Origin of the sequence: Streptomyces mesophilus, assembly GCF_011044995.1 — a bacterium.
Taxonomy (GTDB): domain Bacteria; phylum Actinomycetota; class Actinomycetes; order Streptomycetales; family Streptomycetaceae; genus Streptomyces; species Streptomyces mesophilus.
This window is the reverse complement of the sequence record NZ_JAAKZW010000039.1, coordinates 1-13,950: the sequence shown is the minus strand read 5'-3', so window position 1 is coordinate 13,950 and position 13,950 is coordinate 1. Positions and strand designations below refer to the sequence as shown.

Sequence of the window (13,950 nt, the reverse complement as noted above, 5' to 3'; positions counted from 1 at the left end):
CGGGATGCGGCAGCCAGGAGTCGAAGGCATGAAGAGGTCCCCGGGCCAGGGTCCGGTCTTCGTAGGGATCTACAGGAGACAGTGCTGCGACGGACTGGCGGTACCCACCGCCGTCCGCCCCCCTCGCTCATCTATGTGAGGTCGAACTCGCCGTCCCGCGCCCCCAATACGAACGCCCGCCACTCGGCGGGCGTGAAGATCAGGGACGGGCCCTCGGGGCGGCCGCCGTTGCGCATCGCGATGAAGCCCTCGACGAAGGCGATCTGCACATCTCCCTGATTACGGGTGCCCGTCTGCCAGTCCGCGCGGCTCAGATCGAGGTCCGGCTTCTCCCAGCCCTCGAAGGGGTGCTGTCGGGTGGTGGTGGTGCTCTCGGCCACGTCCCTGCTCCTCCCGGTATGTCGTCCGCCCGCCAGCCTAGCTTTCGGCGGAGGTGCCGGACAGGCCACGGAAGGAGTACGGCCTGTCCGGCATGGTTCACGTCAGGCCGCCTACGGCCCGTCCGGCACCGCGACGTCAGTTCTGCGGCGGCTCGGATCCCACCAGCCACATGGCGAAGAACTGCGAACCGCCGCCGTACGCATGGCCCATCGCCTTGCGCGCACCGTCGACCTGGTGCTCGCCGGCCTGTCCGCGCACCTGAAGCGCCGCCTCGGCGAACCGGATCATTCCGGAGGCGCCGATGGGGTTGGTGGAGAGCACCCCGCCCGACGGGTTGATCGGCAGATCGCCGTCGAGTTCGGTGACGCCGGCCTCGGTGAGCTTCCAGCCTTCGCCCTCCTCGGCGAAGCCCAGGTTCTCCAGCCACATGGGCTCGTACCAGGAGAACGGCACATAGATCTCGGCGAGGTCGATCTCTCGGCGCGGGTCCTTGATGCCGGCCTGCTGGTAGACGTCGGCGGCGCAGTCCTTGCCCGCCTGCGGCGAGACGAAGTCCTTGCCCGCGAACATGGTGGGTTCCGAACGCATCGCCCCGCCGTGCACCCAGGCCGGCGCCTGTGGCGAACGGGCCGCGCCCTCGCGGTCGGTGAGGATCATCGCGCAGGCGCCGTCGGAGGACGGGCAGGTCTCGGAGTAGCGGACCGGGTCCCAGAGCATCGGGGACGCCTGCACCTTCTCCAGGGTGATGTCCTTCTCGTGCAGATGCGCGTACGGGTTCTTGAGCGCGTTGCGCCGGTCCTTGTAGGCGACAAGGGAGCCGATGTGATCGGGCGCCCCGGTGCGCCGCATGTACGCGCGGACGTGCGGCGCGAAGAAGCCGCCGGCGCCGGCGAGCAGCGGCTGCTGGAACGGGACCGGCAGGGACAGGCCCCACATGGCATTCGACTCGGACTGCTTCTCGAACGCCAGGGTGAGGACGGTCTTGTGCACACGGGACGCCACGAGCTTCGAGGCGACGAGCGCGGTCGAGCCGCCCACCGAGCCCGCGGTGTGCACGCGCAGCATCGGCTTGCCCACGGCGCCGAGCGCGTCGGCGAGGTAGAGCTCCGGCATCATGACGCCCTCGAAGAAGTCGGGCGCCTTGCCGATCACGACGGCGTCGATGTCGGCCCAGGTCAACTGGGCGTCCTGGAGGGCTCGTTGGGCCGCCTCCCGGACGAGCCCGGCGATCGAGACGTCCTTGCGGGCGGCGACATGCTTGGTCTGGCCGATTCCGACGACGGCCACAGGTTCTTTCGTGACGCTCACTGGGCGTCCCCTTCCAGTACGGCGACCAGGTTCTGCTGCAGACAGGGGCCGGACGTCGCATGGGCGAGCGCGCGGTCGGACTCGCCGCGGTGGATACGGGCCGCTGCCTCGCCGATGCGCAGCAGGCCCGCGGCCATGACCGTGTTGGCGGCGAGCGCACCGCCCGACGGATTGACGTTCACGTCGTCGCCGAGCTTCAGCGCCTTGCGCAGGACGACCTCCTGCGAGGTGAACGGTGCGTGCAACTCGGCGGTGTCCACGGGACGTTCGAAGACCCCGGCCCGTTCGGCGGCGAGCCGTGTCGACGGGGAGTCGGTCAGGTCCCGTACGCCGAGGCTGTGCGCCTCGATGCGGTGGTCCATGCCGCGGATCCACGCGGGCCGCGCGCACAGTTCGCGCGCCTTGTCCCCGGCGGCGAGGACCACGGCGACCGCGCCGTCGCTGATGGGCGGGCAGTCGCCCTTGCGCAGCGGCTGCACCACATAGTCACCCTGCGGCACCGAACCCTTCATCAGCGCATGCGCGTTGTCCGCGGCCGAGTCCCGGCTGCGGGCGGCTATCCCCGCGAGCGCCGGCTCGTCGGTCTCGCCGGCGTCGATGAGTGCCTGCGCCTGCAGCGCGGCGAGCGCGACCGCGTCCGGCCACAGCGGGGCCACGTAGTACGGGTCGAGCTGCCGGGTGAGCACATCGCGTACGGAGCCGGGTGACGTCTTCCCGTACGAGTAGACGAGCGCGGTGTCCGCCTCGCCGGTCAGGATCTTCACCCAGGCCTCGTACATCGCCCAGGCGCCGTCCATCTCCACATGGGACTCGGAGATCGGCGGCCAGGCGCCGACGCCGTCGAGGGCCATGGTGAAGGAGAAGGCGCGGCCGGCGAGATAGTCGGAGGAGCCGGAGCAGGTGAACCCGATGTCGCTGGCGTTCAGTCCGGTCTGCTCCTTGACCTGGTGCAGGACCGGCATGAGCATCTCGACCTCGGACTGCTCGTCCGAGTGGCGCACCTGGTCGCTCTGCGCGAAGGCGACGATCGCTACCTCTCGCATCTACACCAGCTCCTTGTACGTGTCGTAGTCCGCGTCCGGCTCGCCGGTGGGCCGGTAGTGGTCGGGATAGCGCCCGCCCTCGGTCCACACGGGTTCGACCCGCAGGCCCATGCGCACCTGGTCGTACGGGATCCCGGCGATGCGGCCGTGCAGGGCGAGGTCGGCGCCGTCGAGGGCGATGTGCGCGTAGACATAGGGCAGTTCGATGTCGAGGTTCTTGGCCTTGACGTTGACGATGCAGAAGGTGGTGACGGTGCCGCTCGGCCCGACCTCGACCTCTTCTCGGGTGGCGACTCCGCAGGTGGGGCAGGCGCCGCGGGGCGGGATGTACACCTTGGAGCAGGAGGGGCAGCGCTCGCCGACCATCTTCCGTTCGGCGACCGAGGTGATGTACGCGGACGCCGCGCGGCCGGGCGAGTACATGTAGTCGAGTCGGGCGGGCGCGACGATGCCGCTCACCTTGTCCTCGAACTCCCCGTCGTGCGGGGTGGCTTCGGAGGCCTCATCACCGTCGTACGGCTCGAAGCAGGCGATGTCCGTGATGGCGCCGGTGCGCTCCTCGGCCCAGCGGATCCGCACCCGCATGCCGGTGTGCACGGCGTCCGGGCCGTCGACGTCGAGGGCGTGCAGGAGGGCGGTGTCGGCGCCGTCGAGTTTGACCAGGATCCAGGCGAAGGGCTTGCCGAGGGGCTGGCCCCGGCGGTGTTCGGGGTTCCAGGCCCAGGTGGTGACGGTGCCGGTGGCGCCGACCTCGACGAGGTCGCGCAATTCGTCGGCGGTCACCGGGTCGTATTCGACGGGTGGCACGAGGATCTTGTCGTCGCTGGTCTTCACCCCGAGGACGGTGCGTTCGCGCAGTCCGGTGAGGAAGGCGCTCTGCACCGGGCCGAGCGAGCGGGTGAAGGGGAACTCGACGACCAGGGGGGCTTTGAGGAGTTCGGGCACGTGCGTGTCTCCTTGTTTCCGTGGGCGTTACCGGGACCGCGGCTCAGGCGCGCTTGTAGACGGGCGGGCGCTTCTCGGCGAAGGCCTTCGGCCCCTCCTTGGCGTCCTCGGTCGCGAAGATCGGCCAGCCGCGCTCGAGTTCGGACTTGAGGCCCTCGGTCTCGGTCATCTCGGCGGTGTCGTACACGGAGGCCTTGACGGCCTCGACGGCCAGCGGGCCGCAGGCGTTGACCATGTCGGCGATCTCCAGGGCCTTGTCGAGGGCCTTGCCCTCCGGCACGACATTGCCGATCAGGCCGATGGACAGGGCCTCCTGCGCGCTGTAGTGGCGCCCGGTGAGCAGCATCTCGAGCGCGTGGGTGCGCGGAATCTGCCGCTGCAGCCGGACAGTCGATCCGCCGATCGGGAACAGCGCCCTCTTGACCTCGCTCAGCCCGAAGGTCGCGCTCTCGCCCGCCACGCGGATGTCGGTGCCCTGAAGGATCTCCGTACCGCCGGCGACGCAGTAGCCCTCGACAGCGGCGATCACGGGCTTGCGGGGCCGGTGGTGACGCAGCATCGCCTTCCAGTGCAGATCCGGATCCTCCTTCATCCGCTCCCGGTACTGCTGACCGTCCATGCCTTTGCCCGCAAGGGCCTTGAGGTCCATGCCCGCACAGAAGTCGCCGCCGGCTCCGGTCAGCACGATGGAGCGGATCGAGTCGTCCGCGTCGGCCTCGAGCCATCCGTCGTAGAGGCCGACGAGCAGTGGCAGCGATAGCGCGTTCTTGGCCTCGGGCCGGTTCAGTGTGAGTACCAGCGTCGCGCCTTTGCGCTCCACGGTGAGGTGTTCGGTCCCGCCCATTGGTGCCTCCCGTCTCAAGACTTCAGCCCTGCCTCGCCCTGGTGCAGGACCCGCCTGGGGCCGGACTGCGACGGTTCGGCCTCAAGACCTAGAACAGGTTGCAGTAGGCGGAGGTCCAGTTCAATAGTTTTCTGACAGCCAGTCAGATTTCTTCGGCGGCACCCCTTCCCAGTTGTCCGGCGCGAGGGTCTAATGACCGCCGAGTAGCCCATTGCCAGGTGCTGTCCGGGGTCAGGAGGAACGGTGGAGTACAACCTTGCCGACCTGTTCGAGTCGATCGTCGACGTGGTCCCGGATCGCGAGGCGCTGGTCTACGTCGACCACCCGGGAACGGGGGCCGAACGCCGGCTCACGTACCGCGAGCTGGACGACGCGGCCAACCGCATCGCCCACCACTTGATCGCCTCGGGCCTGAAGCCCGGCGAGCACTTGGGCCTGCACCTCTACAACGGCATCGAATACGTGCAGACCATGCTCGCCGCCCTCAAGGCCCGCCTCGTTCCGGTGAACGTCAACTACCGCTACGTGGAAGAGGAGTTGGTGTACCTCTACCGGGACGCCGACCTCGCCGCGCTGGTCTTCGAGGCGGAGTTCACGGAGCGGGTGGCCGCCGCGCTCCCCAAGACGGAGAAGCTGCGTCATCTCGTACGGGTGGGAGAGCCGCCCGCGGACGCGCCTTCGCTCGACCTGACGGAGTTCACGGCCGCGGAGGCCGCCGGCTCGACCGAGCGGGGCTTCGGTCCGCGCTCGGCGGACGACCTGTTCATCATCTACACCGGTGGCACGACCGGGATGCCCAAGGGCGTGATGTGGCGCCAGGAGGACCTGTTCTTCGCGGGACTCTTCGGCGGGGCGCCGTCCGGTGAGCCGGTGAAGCGGCCGGAGGAGCTGGCCGAGCGGGTGGCGGCCGGCAGCGCGGGCCTGACCTTCTTCCCGACCCCGCCCCTGATGCACGGCACCTCGACGCTCACCACCTTCGTGGCCTTCGACTACGGCCAGCGGGTCGTCCTGCACCGCAAGTACGCCCCGGAGGAGGTGCTGCGCACCATCGAGAAGGAGAAGGTCTTCAGCGTCTCGCTCGTCGGTGACGCGATGCTCCGCCCGCTGGTGGACGCGCTGCGCGGGCCCTGCAAGGGCACGGACATGTCCTCCCTGTTCAGCCTCTCCTCCTCCGGCGCGATCATGTCGGACACGGTCCGCGCGGAGTTCCAGGAGCTGGTCCCGAACGTCATGCTCCTGAACAACTTCGGCTCCTCGGAGTCCGGCTCCAACGGCCGGGCGACCGCCGACTCGGGCCCCGAGAAGGGGTTCCGTATCGAGGTCAACGAGCGGACGCAGGTGGTCGATCCGGCCACGTACGAGCCGGTGGCCGTGGGCGAGGTGGGGCGTCTGGCCCAGCGCGGCCACGTACCGCTCGGCTACTACAACGACCCGGCGAAAACCGCCGAGACCTTCTTCCAGAAGGACGAACAGCGCTGGGTGCTGCTCGGCGACATGGCCACGGTGGACGAGAGCGGCATCGTCACGGTCCTCGGCCGTGGTTCGCAGTGCATCAACACGGGCGGCGAGAAGGTCTATCCGGAAGAGGTCGAGCAGGCCCTCAAGTCCCACCCGGACGTCTACGACGCCCTGGTCGCGGGCGTCCCGGACCCGAAGTGGGGCAACCATGTGGCGGCCGTGATCCAACTCAAGGACGGCGCCGCGGCGTTGACCCTGGACGACATCCAGTCCCACTGCCGCACCCACGTCGCCGGCTACAAGATCCCCCGCCAGCTGGTGGTCACGGACCACATCCAGCGCTCCCCCAGCGGCAAGGCGGACTACCGGTGGGCGAAGGCGTTGGCGGAGAAGGACGCCGGTTTGTAGCGCACTGACGCACCTGTACGGCAGAAGGGGTCCGCCGGGCGGGCCCTTCTGCCGTGTGCGAGGGTCGTTCCCGGGATCCGTACGCGGGAAGGGCGCGGGGTGGACTGGCCGGCATTCGAGAGCGAACTGACAGCGGGTGTCGTCGAGAAGGTGACCGAAGCGGCGAGCACCGGCGGCAGGCTCTACGCGGCCGTACTCGGTGAGCTGTACGCCGAGACCGACGGGGTGATCAGGCTGCCGATGCTGGGCGCCAACTCCGAAGACGCGCTGGCGGGCGACGAAGACGTGCGCTGGAGCCTGGCCGACTGGGACACCGTCTGGGATGCCTGGCTGCCCGAGGAGCGCTGGGCGTTCTGGGAGCGGACCCTGACCGAGGAGGCCTGCCGGAGTTCGGTGCGGCACTGGGAGCGGACCTTCGCCCGGTACCTGACCACGCTGACCCGGGTGTGCAAGCGGGCCCGTGAGCAGCTGTGTGCCCAAGGTGTGACCGATCAGGGCTTCGTCGTGGTCGTGCTGACCGATGACGACGCGGAGGAGGGACTGCTGCGGCGGGTCCTCGGCGTCCGTGACATGCGCCGGTTGTTTCCCCTGTACGACGAGGCGGCGGCCTGGACCGCCGAGGTGGAGGCCCTCGCACCTGGGGAGCGTGCCGTCCGCTACGTACGGGCGCTCAGCTTCCGGGACGGTCCGGTCGGGCGCGAGGACGCGGAGAAGGCGCTGTGCGCGTTGGGGCGGGATGCGGTACCGGCTCTGATCGACGCCTTGTCCCAGGGCCCGGACCGGTGGCAGGCGGCGAAGCTGCTCGCCGACGTCGGGGATGCTGCGGACGAGGTGATCGGGGCGCTGTCCCTCGCCCTGCGCAACACCACGGGGCCCGACCAGAGCTGGGCCGCCGTGGCGCTGTCCCGGCTGGGGCGGCTCGACGTGGTGCTGGCCGCCTCCGCCCTGCCGGACGACACCGTCGTGGAGGCGGTGGCGGCGCCCTTCACCGCTTTCCGCGACCACTGCGCCTCACCCTTGCCGCTGGATTACGGGCCACTGGAACAATTCCTGGTGGAGCGGCCCCAGTTGAACGAGGCGCTTGCCGCGACCTTGCGCCCGGGCAGCAGTTACTGCGTCATCCGGGCCGGGGAAGTGAGCACGGCCCTTGACGCCTTGCGCTCACCCCACGTCACCGTCCGCCGTCACGCGGTCTCCGTCCTCGCGGAACGGTCGCTCGGCGCCGCCGTGGGCCGCCGCGTCATTCCGCGGCTGACCGACGTCATGACCGAGGATCCGGACGCCACCACGCGCCGTCTGGCGGTCCTGTCCCTGCACTGGTGGAAGCACGACGCGCCCCTCCAGCAGGCCCTGCACGATCCCGATCCCCGGGTGCGGGACACCGCGCAGCACTGTCTCAACGAGAACTGAACGAGAATTGAGCGAGAAGGAGTCACCGTGAAGCGCATCGGTCTGATCGGAGTCGGCGAGATCGGCCGGGCCCTCGTCGAGGGCTTGTGCGAGGGCATCGACGAGGCGCCGGAGGTGTACCTGTCGCCGCGAGGTGCCAGGACGGCGGAGGAACTGGCCGGCCGCTTCGAGACCGTGCGCGTGTGCGCCGACAACCAAGCGGTGGTGGACAGTTCGGAGATCGTCCTGATCGCCGTGCGCCGCGATCAGCGGTACGAAGCGCTCGCCGGGCTGCGCGTGGACGGCGACAGAACCGTGGTCAATGTAATGGCCGGTGTCCGCAACGACGAGCTGCGCAAGACCCTCGGCGGGGACGCTCCGATCGTACGGGCCATCCCTCTGCCCACCGTACGAGAGCGCCGCTCCGTCACCGTGACCTGCCCGGCGCACCCGCTGGTGGACGCCCTGTTCGAGGAGCTGGGCGGCGTGCTTCCCGTCGCCGACGAGGCGGCCTTCGACGTCTTCTCCGCGCTGACGGGGACGCTCACCACCCACTACGCCTACCTCGCCTCCCTGACAGGGTGGGCGGGCGAACAGGGCATCGCCCACGCTGAGGCGGAACGCTACGTGCGCAGCCTCTTCCAGGGTGTCGGCCGTTCGCTGGGCGACGAGGCCCGCACCCTTCAGCAGCTCGCGGCCGACCACGAGACGCCGGGCGGCAACAACGAGCGCATCCGCACCACTTGGTTCGACGCGGCCAACAGCGCGGCGCTCACCACGGCCCTGGACGGACTGCTGAGCGATCTCGGCTAGCCGGGCTCGGCACTCGTCTCCGTGGGCTTGAGGCTCGGGGCCTCGGCGGGCGCCGGGCTCATCGCGCCGGTGTCCCGCGCGGTCCACAACAGCGCCGCGCACAGCAGTGCCACCGCGCCGACCAGCCACGGCAGCGGCCCCGGTGGCAGGGAGCCGGCCGCGAGGCCGGCGAGGGCGCCGACGAGCTGCAGGGCGAGCGACTGGACGGAAAGGGCCGTCGCGCGACCCTCGTTGGTGACGCGGCGGTGCAGCATGTCGTTCTGGTTGGGGCTGGCCGCGCCCAGGCCTATGTAGACCAGGCAGTACCCCAGGACGGCGACCACCACGGCAACCGCACCGTCCGTCGAGGACGTCACAGCCAGCGCCACCAGGCCGCCGCCCGCACCGGCCAGGCACACCGTCACGGCACGTGAGCCGCTGCCCGTGAGCCGTGCCGCGAGCGGCGCGAAGTGGCTGCCGACGCCCGAGCAGACGAACCCGGTGCAGGCCAGGGCCGCGAACAGCACGGCGCCCGACTCGGGCGCTCCGGTCAGGGCCGCGGCACGGCCCGGCGTGAGCAGTTCGAGGGCGCACAGGGCCGCTCCCACCGCGGCCGCGGTGAGCAGCACCCGTCGCACGATCCGGTCGCTGCCGCCGAGCCGCAGCCCGCTCACCACGGTGGCGGGCACACCTCGCAGCGTCGCGCCCAGTGTCGTACGGGGCCGGGGCTTCTCGGGCAGCGCCGTCATCACGTACACGGCGAACACCAGCGACAGCGCGGACGCGATCAGTGCCGGGACGGACAGCGCGAGGATCTGACCGCCGGTCGCCTCGCGCAGCCGGTCCCCCAGATCCGGCCCGAGGCCGAGCAGCCACGGCAGCGCGCCGCCGAGCAGAGTGCCGACCGCCAGTGCCGCCGAGGTCGCGGTGGATCCGCGGGCGAGGCCGGTGCGCAGGTCGGCCTCCGGGCCCGAGTGGGCCTGCACGGTCTCCACGTACCAGGCCTCGGCGGGACCGCTGTGCAGCGCGCGGCCGACGCCCTTGAGCGCCATGCCGAGGGCGAGCATCCAGGCGCTGGTGCCGAGTCCGACGAGCGCGAACGCGGCACAGTCGAAGACGCCGGCGGCGGCGAGCACCGTACGACGTCCGATGACGTCGGACAGTCCGCCGGTGGGGAGTTCGAGCAGCGCCACGGTCAGGGAGTGGGCGGCGAAGAAGCCCGCGATCGCGGCCAGCCCCATCCCCCGCTCGGTGAACAGCAGAATCCCGGGCGCGACGGCCAGCCCGGCGGGCAGCCAGAACAGCACGCAGACGGTGACGTACCGCCGGCGTGCCACGGCCGGACTGAGCAGTTCGGTCACGGGAGCCCCCAAGTCGACATGCGGGGGCGGACGGCGTCCCCCTCGCCGAAGAACGGCAAGGTTATGCCAGGGCGCGAGCCGGCAGAAGATCGCGTGCACGACTTCCTGCGCGACCCGCCGGCGCCCGGGCCGCTCAGATCCGGAAGATGCGCACCACATGCGGTGTATCGGCCAGGGTGTGCGGCGCGAAGGCGTGGTAGGCCCACACGTGCACCCAGGCGTTCCCCGTCCGCAGGGTCAGGACCGACTTCATCATCCCGGGCGCGAAGTAGGTGAGCAGCAGGAAGCTCACCGACAGCAGTGCGTCGCCCGGCGTGGTGAACAGTGTCCAGGCGTCCCACAGATGGAGGACCGTATAGGCGAGGCCGCCCAGGACGACGGTGGCAACGGTCGAGCCGGTGAGCTTGAGCAGCCGGGGCAGCAGGATCGCGTAGAGGAAGACCATCGCGGGCAGGACCGTGCCGGCGAAGTAGAGGGCGAACGTGGCAGGTACGCCGAGGAGCAGTTGGCGTCCGCCGAGGTCGAAGAGCTCGGGCCTGAGCACCGCGAACTGCACCGCCGACTCGACCACGAGGACCACACCGATCAGAAGGGCGTCGGCCCGACGGTCGGACGAGCGCAGGTTCAGCTGCTCGGCGCTGTAACGGCGGCGGAAGAACAGCAGCGGCAGGACGGCGTACACGACCAGGTTGTAGAGGGCCCAGGTGACGGCCTCGGCCGCGCCGACATGGTCATGGGTCCCGTAGAGCGTGCCCGCGAGGTGGAAGCCGAACGGGTGCCAGCCGAGCGAACGCGCCAGTGCGAAGCCGAGGGCGAGGCCGCTCGCTCCGTAAGCCAGCAGTAGCAGGGTTTCCGTCAGGGCGACGGAGCGCTCGGGTGCCCGCGCGGCCACGTCCGGGCGGGTGCGCCGGCGGGTCAGCAGGACCGTCACACCGATGAGGAGCAGCACTTCGGCGAGGGCGACGTTGGCCTCCACCAGGCGTCCGCCGGGCGTGCTTTCGGTGGTGGACGGCCAGTCGAAAGGCAGCCGGTCGTCGGCGACGGCCAGTACGAGCACGTTCACGGTCAGCCAGCCGGCCGCGGCCGTCCACAGGACGGGAGAGCGCAGGATCAACCGGCGTGGCGGGCCGTTGAGTTCCGGAGAGTTGGAGCGGGTGGGCTGCATGTGCGCCTCCGCGGGGTCTTCGGCGCGAGTGCACCGGAGCGGTTAACGTAGCACGACTGTGTTATAAAGAGCCCATGCCGAAAGTGGTCGACCCTCAACTGCGCCGCACGGAGCTGGCCGAGGCCGTGTGGCGGGTGATCCGGCGCGACTCCCTCGAGCAGGCCTCGGTCCGCAACGTCGCGCAGGAGGCCGGTCTTTCGGCGGGCTCACTGCGGCATTACTTCGGCAGCCAGTCCGAGTTGATGGTCTTCGCCATGCGGATGGTCATCGACCGGATCGAGCAGCGGATCGAGCAGCGCACTGCCGCGCTCGGCGCGGAGTGCGACCCCCTGCGGCGTGCCGAAACCGTGGTCGCCGAGTTGCTGCCGCTGGATGCCGAACGGCGGGCGGAGAACGAGGTATGGCTCGCCTTCACCGCCCGCTCCATGACCGATGCGACGCTGCGCGCCCTGCGCGAGGAGAGCTACGACAGGCTGCGCGACGGCTGTCGCGGCCTGGTGAGCGGACTCATCGGGCCCGGCCGTGACCTGGAGCTGGAGGCGGCCAGGCTGCATGCCCTGGTGGACGGCCTGGCCGTGCACGCGGCGATGCGGCCGGACACCTGCACCGCGGAATCGATGCGCGCCGCCCTCACCGTCCACCTGTCGGAGCTACGGCCGGAAAGCTGAACGGGCCGGGTGACATCTGTCGGCCCTGTGGGCCTCAGACGCCGAACTCCCGTACAGCCGCGAGGAATGCGCGCGGGTTCTCCTCGTGTACGAGATGTCCGGCCTCGATCGTGACGAGGCGGGCGTCCGGCAGCGCGGCGGCCATCGCGGCGATCTGCTCCTGGGGCACATGGCTCTTGGCGCCGCCCGCGATCACGAGCGTGGGGACCGTGATCCGTGCGTACCGCGCACGCCAGGCCGGGTCGGGATCGTTGAGGTCACGGTCGGTGTCGGGGACGACAGGCCAGTCGAAGTCGAGTGCGCCGTCAGGGCGTTGGGCCGGGCCGCGGCGGGGTTCGAGCGGCACCATCGCGGGGGCTTCCTCGATCACCAGGCGCCCGATCAGCTCTGGCCGCTCCTGTGCGAGCAGCCAGGCCGCGGCCCCGCCCATCGAGTGGCCGATCACCGAGGCTCCCGCGAGGCCCCGGTCCTCGATGAAGGCGCGCAGGTCGTCACGGAAACCCGCGAACGAGTACGTGCCGGGCCAGTCGCTGAGACCGTGGCCGGTGAGATCGAGCGCGTACACGCGGTGGTCGGCGGCGAGTTCGGCGGCGATGTCCGTCCAGTCGCGGCGGTCGGCGCCGCGGCCGTGCACCAGGATGACGGGCGGCGCGGTCTCCGGGCCGCTCACGGTGTGGGCCAGGCGCCCGCGTGCGGTGCGGGCGCTGTGCACGGACGGGTCGAAGAAGGCGGCGACCGTACGGCGGAAGGCGCCCGGATCGTCCAGCCAGGGGAAGTGCCCGGCACCGGACTGCACGTCGAACTGCGCCCCGGGCAGGACCTTTTCCAGCTCACCGGCGACCTGCGGGCGCGGACCCCCGTCCAGTTCGCCGCTCAGGACCAGTACGTCCGCGTCCAGCGCCGCGAGCGCGCCCCGTGTCGCCGCCGGATCGAAGGCGCCCTCCGATCCGTACCACAGCGCGGCCTCCCTGTTGATCTGCACGGGGCTGTCGGCCGCATGCGCCTGGGCCCGCGTGTCCCACCGGCCGTAGAAGAAGGCCTCGAAGGGTCCTTCCGCCTCCTCGCCGCGCAGCCGTGCCTCGAAGACGGGCCACGCCTCGTCGAACCAGGGCTCGCCGCTGCGCAGCCGCGCCGCCTCGCGCCGCTGCTCCGGCGTGACCGGGATGTCGACGGCCCACAGGGTCGGGGTGATCAGCGCGAGCTGCCGTACCCGCGCCGGATGGGCGGCCGCGTACAGGAGCGCGAGGTTGGAGCCCGCCGAGTGTGCAAGGAGATCGACGCGGTCGAGGCCGAGATGCTCCCGCAGCGCCTCGATGTCCCCCACCTGACGGTCGCAGCGGTACGTGCCGGGGTCGGCCGGTGTGTCCGAGGCCCCGGTGCCCCGCAGATCCAGGAACACCAGCTGCCGGTGCGCACCGAGACCGCCGAGGTCACCGAGGTAGGCACTGGCGCGCATCGCCCCGCCGGGCACGCAGATCAGCGGCTCGCCGATGCCCGCCGTGCGGTAGGCGAGGCGGGTTCCGTCCGGGGCTGTGAAGGTGGGCATGGCGTGATCTTCACAGCGGGGTCGTCGCCCTGGCAAGGCAATTCACCAGCGGTGAACGCACCTGTGAACGCACCCGCCCGCGGATGCCCCGGAACGCCTTGAGAGACTGCCGCCGTGCATACATCGACGCAGGTGGGCGAGCGCTTGGCGCTGCGGGCCGCCGTACCGGACGACCGCGAGGCCATCGCCGAACTGCGGGCCGTCGTGATGCGCCCGGACCTCGAACGCCTCGGCCGCTTCGACCCGCACCGGGTCCGCCAGCGCTTCCGCGACGCCTACACCCCCGCGCACACCTTCCTCGTCCTGTACGACGGCGCCTTCGCCGGCTGCGTGGCCCTGCGCCCCACCGACGACTGCCGCTGGCTGGAACACTTCTACCTCCGCCCCGAGCTGCACGGCCGCGGCCTCGGCTCGGCGATCCTGCGCACCGCCCTCGCGGAGGCCGACGCGGCCGGCGAGACCGTACGCCTCAACGTCCTCCAGTCCAGCCCCGCCCGACGCCTGTACGAACGACACGGGTTCGTCCTGGAGTCCGAGGACCCGGTGGATGTGTTCATGGTGCGGTTCCCGCCGACGGGTCGGCGGCTCTCCGTCTCCCCGAACACCGGTCCCTAGCTCTCCATCTCCCCGAACCCCTCCCCC

At 70.8% G+C, this 13,950-nt stretch carries 13 protein-coding genes; 5 read left to right on the top strand and 8 right to left on the bottom strand.

From position 1 onward, the window contains the following. Positions 1-131: 131 nt before the first annotated feature. The 5 genes from G6045_RS12945 to G6045_RS12925 all read right to left on the bottom strand — a co-directional run bounded on the left by G6045_RS12945 (position 132) and on the right by G6045_RS12925 (position 4,521). Complete coding sequence (locus tag G6045_RS12945) at positions 132-380, bottom strand: DUF397 domain-containing protein (protein WP_165332059.1); 249 nt, start codon at positions 378-380, stop codon at positions 132-134. Between the two features lie 136 nt (positions 381-516). After that, positions 517-1,689: a thiolase domain-containing protein gene (locus tag G6045_RS12940; protein WP_165332058.1), complete on the bottom strand. Its 1,173-nt coding sequence runs from the start codon at positions 1,687-1,689 to the stop codon at positions 517-519. Beyond that, positions 1,686-2,732, bottom strand: a complete 1,047-nt coding sequence (locus G6045_RS12935; protein WP_165332057.1) for a thiolase domain-containing protein — start codon at positions 2,730-2,732, stop codon at positions 1,686-1,688. Before G6045_RS12935 ends, G6045_RS12940 begins: the two co-directional genes overlap by 4 nt. After that, positions 2,733-3,677: a Zn-ribbon domain-containing OB-fold protein gene (locus G6045_RS12930; protein WP_165332056.1), complete on the bottom strand. Its 945-nt coding sequence runs from the start codon at positions 3,675-3,677 to the stop codon at positions 2,733-2,735. Positions 3,678-3,720: 43 nt separating this feature from the next. Next, positions 3,721-4,521: a crotonase/enoyl-CoA hydratase family protein gene (locus G6045_RS12925; protein ID WP_165332055.1), complete on the bottom strand. Its 801-nt coding sequence runs from the start codon at positions 4,519-4,521 to the stop codon at positions 3,721-3,723. A gap of 243 nt (positions 4,522-4,764) precedes the next feature. Between G6045_RS12925 and G6045_RS12920 the strand changes: the two genes are divergently transcribed. The 3 genes from G6045_RS12920 (at position 4,765) to G6045_RS12910 (ending at position 8,589) form a co-directional block, all read left to right on the top strand. Beyond that, on the top strand, positions 4,765-6,387 hold the full coding sequence (locus G6045_RS12920; protein ID WP_165332054.1) for an acyl-CoA synthetase: 1,623 nt from the start codon (positions 4,765-4,767) through the stop codon (positions 6,385-6,387). 99 nt (positions 6,388-6,486) lie between these two features. Further along, entirely contained in the window at positions 6,487-7,797 is a 1,311-nt protein-coding gene (locus tag G6045_RS12915) for a DUF4303 domain-containing protein (RefSeq protein ID WP_165332053.1), read from the top strand. A gap of 27 nt (positions 7,798-7,824) precedes the next feature. Then, the gene (locus tag G6045_RS12910) at positions 7,825-8,589 is read left to right on the top strand and encodes an NAD(P)-binding domain-containing protein (RefSeq protein WP_165332052.1); all 765 of its coding nucleotides are present in this window, start codon (positions 7,825-7,827) and stop codon (positions 8,587-8,589) included. Here G6045_RS12910 and G6045_RS12905 read toward each other — a convergent pair. Both G6045_RS12905 and G6045_RS12900 read right to left on the bottom strand, forming a co-directional pair. After that, positions 8,586-9,929: an MFS transporter gene (locus tag G6045_RS12905; protein ID WP_328707749.1), complete on the bottom strand. Its 1,344-nt coding sequence runs from the start codon at positions 9,927-9,929 to the stop codon at positions 8,586-8,588. The genes G6045_RS12910 and G6045_RS12905 overlap by 4 nt on opposite strands. Before the next feature lie 133 nt (positions 9,930-10,062). Beyond that, entirely contained in the window at positions 10,063-11,094 is a 1,032-nt protein-coding gene (locus tag G6045_RS12900; protein WP_165332050.1) for a hypothetical protein, read from the bottom strand. 74 nt (positions 11,095-11,168) lie between these two features. On the opposite strand from G6045_RS12900, the gene G6045_RS12895 reads away from it, so the two are divergent. Then, a complete protein-coding gene (locus G6045_RS12895) occupies positions 11,169-11,762 on the top strand; it encodes a TetR/AcrR family transcriptional regulator (protein WP_165332049.1) in 594 nt (197 codons plus the stop codon). A 34-nt stretch (positions 11,763-11,796) separates the two neighbouring features. Here the strand turns inward: G6045_RS12895 and G6045_RS12890 are convergent, their stop codons facing one another. Beyond that, positions 11,797-13,308 carry an alpha/beta fold hydrolase gene (locus tag G6045_RS12890; RefSeq protein WP_165332048.1) on the bottom strand — a complete coding sequence of 504 codons (1,512 nt, stop codon included), beginning with the start codon at positions 13,306-13,308 and terminating at the stop codon, positions 11,797-11,799. 207 nt (positions 13,309-13,515) lie between these two features. Here G6045_RS12890 and G6045_RS12885 point away from each other — a divergent pair, with 207 nt between their 5' ends. Next, positions 13,516-13,923 (top strand): GNAT family N-acetyltransferase, encoded by a 408-nt coding sequence (locus tag G6045_RS12885; RefSeq protein ID WP_206343662.1) that lies wholly within the window; start codon positions 13,516-13,518, stop codon positions 13,921-13,923. The last annotated feature ends 27 nt before the right edge of the window (positions 13,924-13,950 follow it).

Excerpts from the sequence above, each read along its gene's own strand:
- G6045_RS12900 (WP_165332050.1), bottom strand. The coding sequence starts at position 11,094 with ATGCAGCCCACCCGCTCCAACTCTCCGGAACTCAACGGCCCGCCACGC.
- G6045_RS12935 (WP_165332057.1), bottom strand. The coding sequence starts at position 2,732 with ATGCGAGAGGTAGCGATCGTCGCCTTCGCGCAGAGCGACCAGGTGCGC.
- G6045_RS12895 (WP_165332049.1), top strand. The coding sequence starts at position 11,169 with ATGCCGAAAGTGGTCGACCCTCAACTGCGCCGCACGGAGCTGGCCGAG.
- G6045_RS12925 (WP_165332055.1), bottom strand. The coding sequence starts at position 4,521 with ATGGGCGGGACCGAACACCTCACCGTGGAGCGCAAAGGCGCGACGCTG.
- G6045_RS12890 (WP_165332048.1), bottom strand. The coding sequence starts at position 13,308 with ATGCCCACCTTCACAGCCCCGGACGGAACCCGCCTCGCCTACCGCACG.
- G6045_RS12885 (WP_206343662.1), top strand. The coding sequence starts at position 13,516 with ATGCGCCCGGACCTCGAACGCCTCGGCCGCTTCGACCCGCACCGGGTC.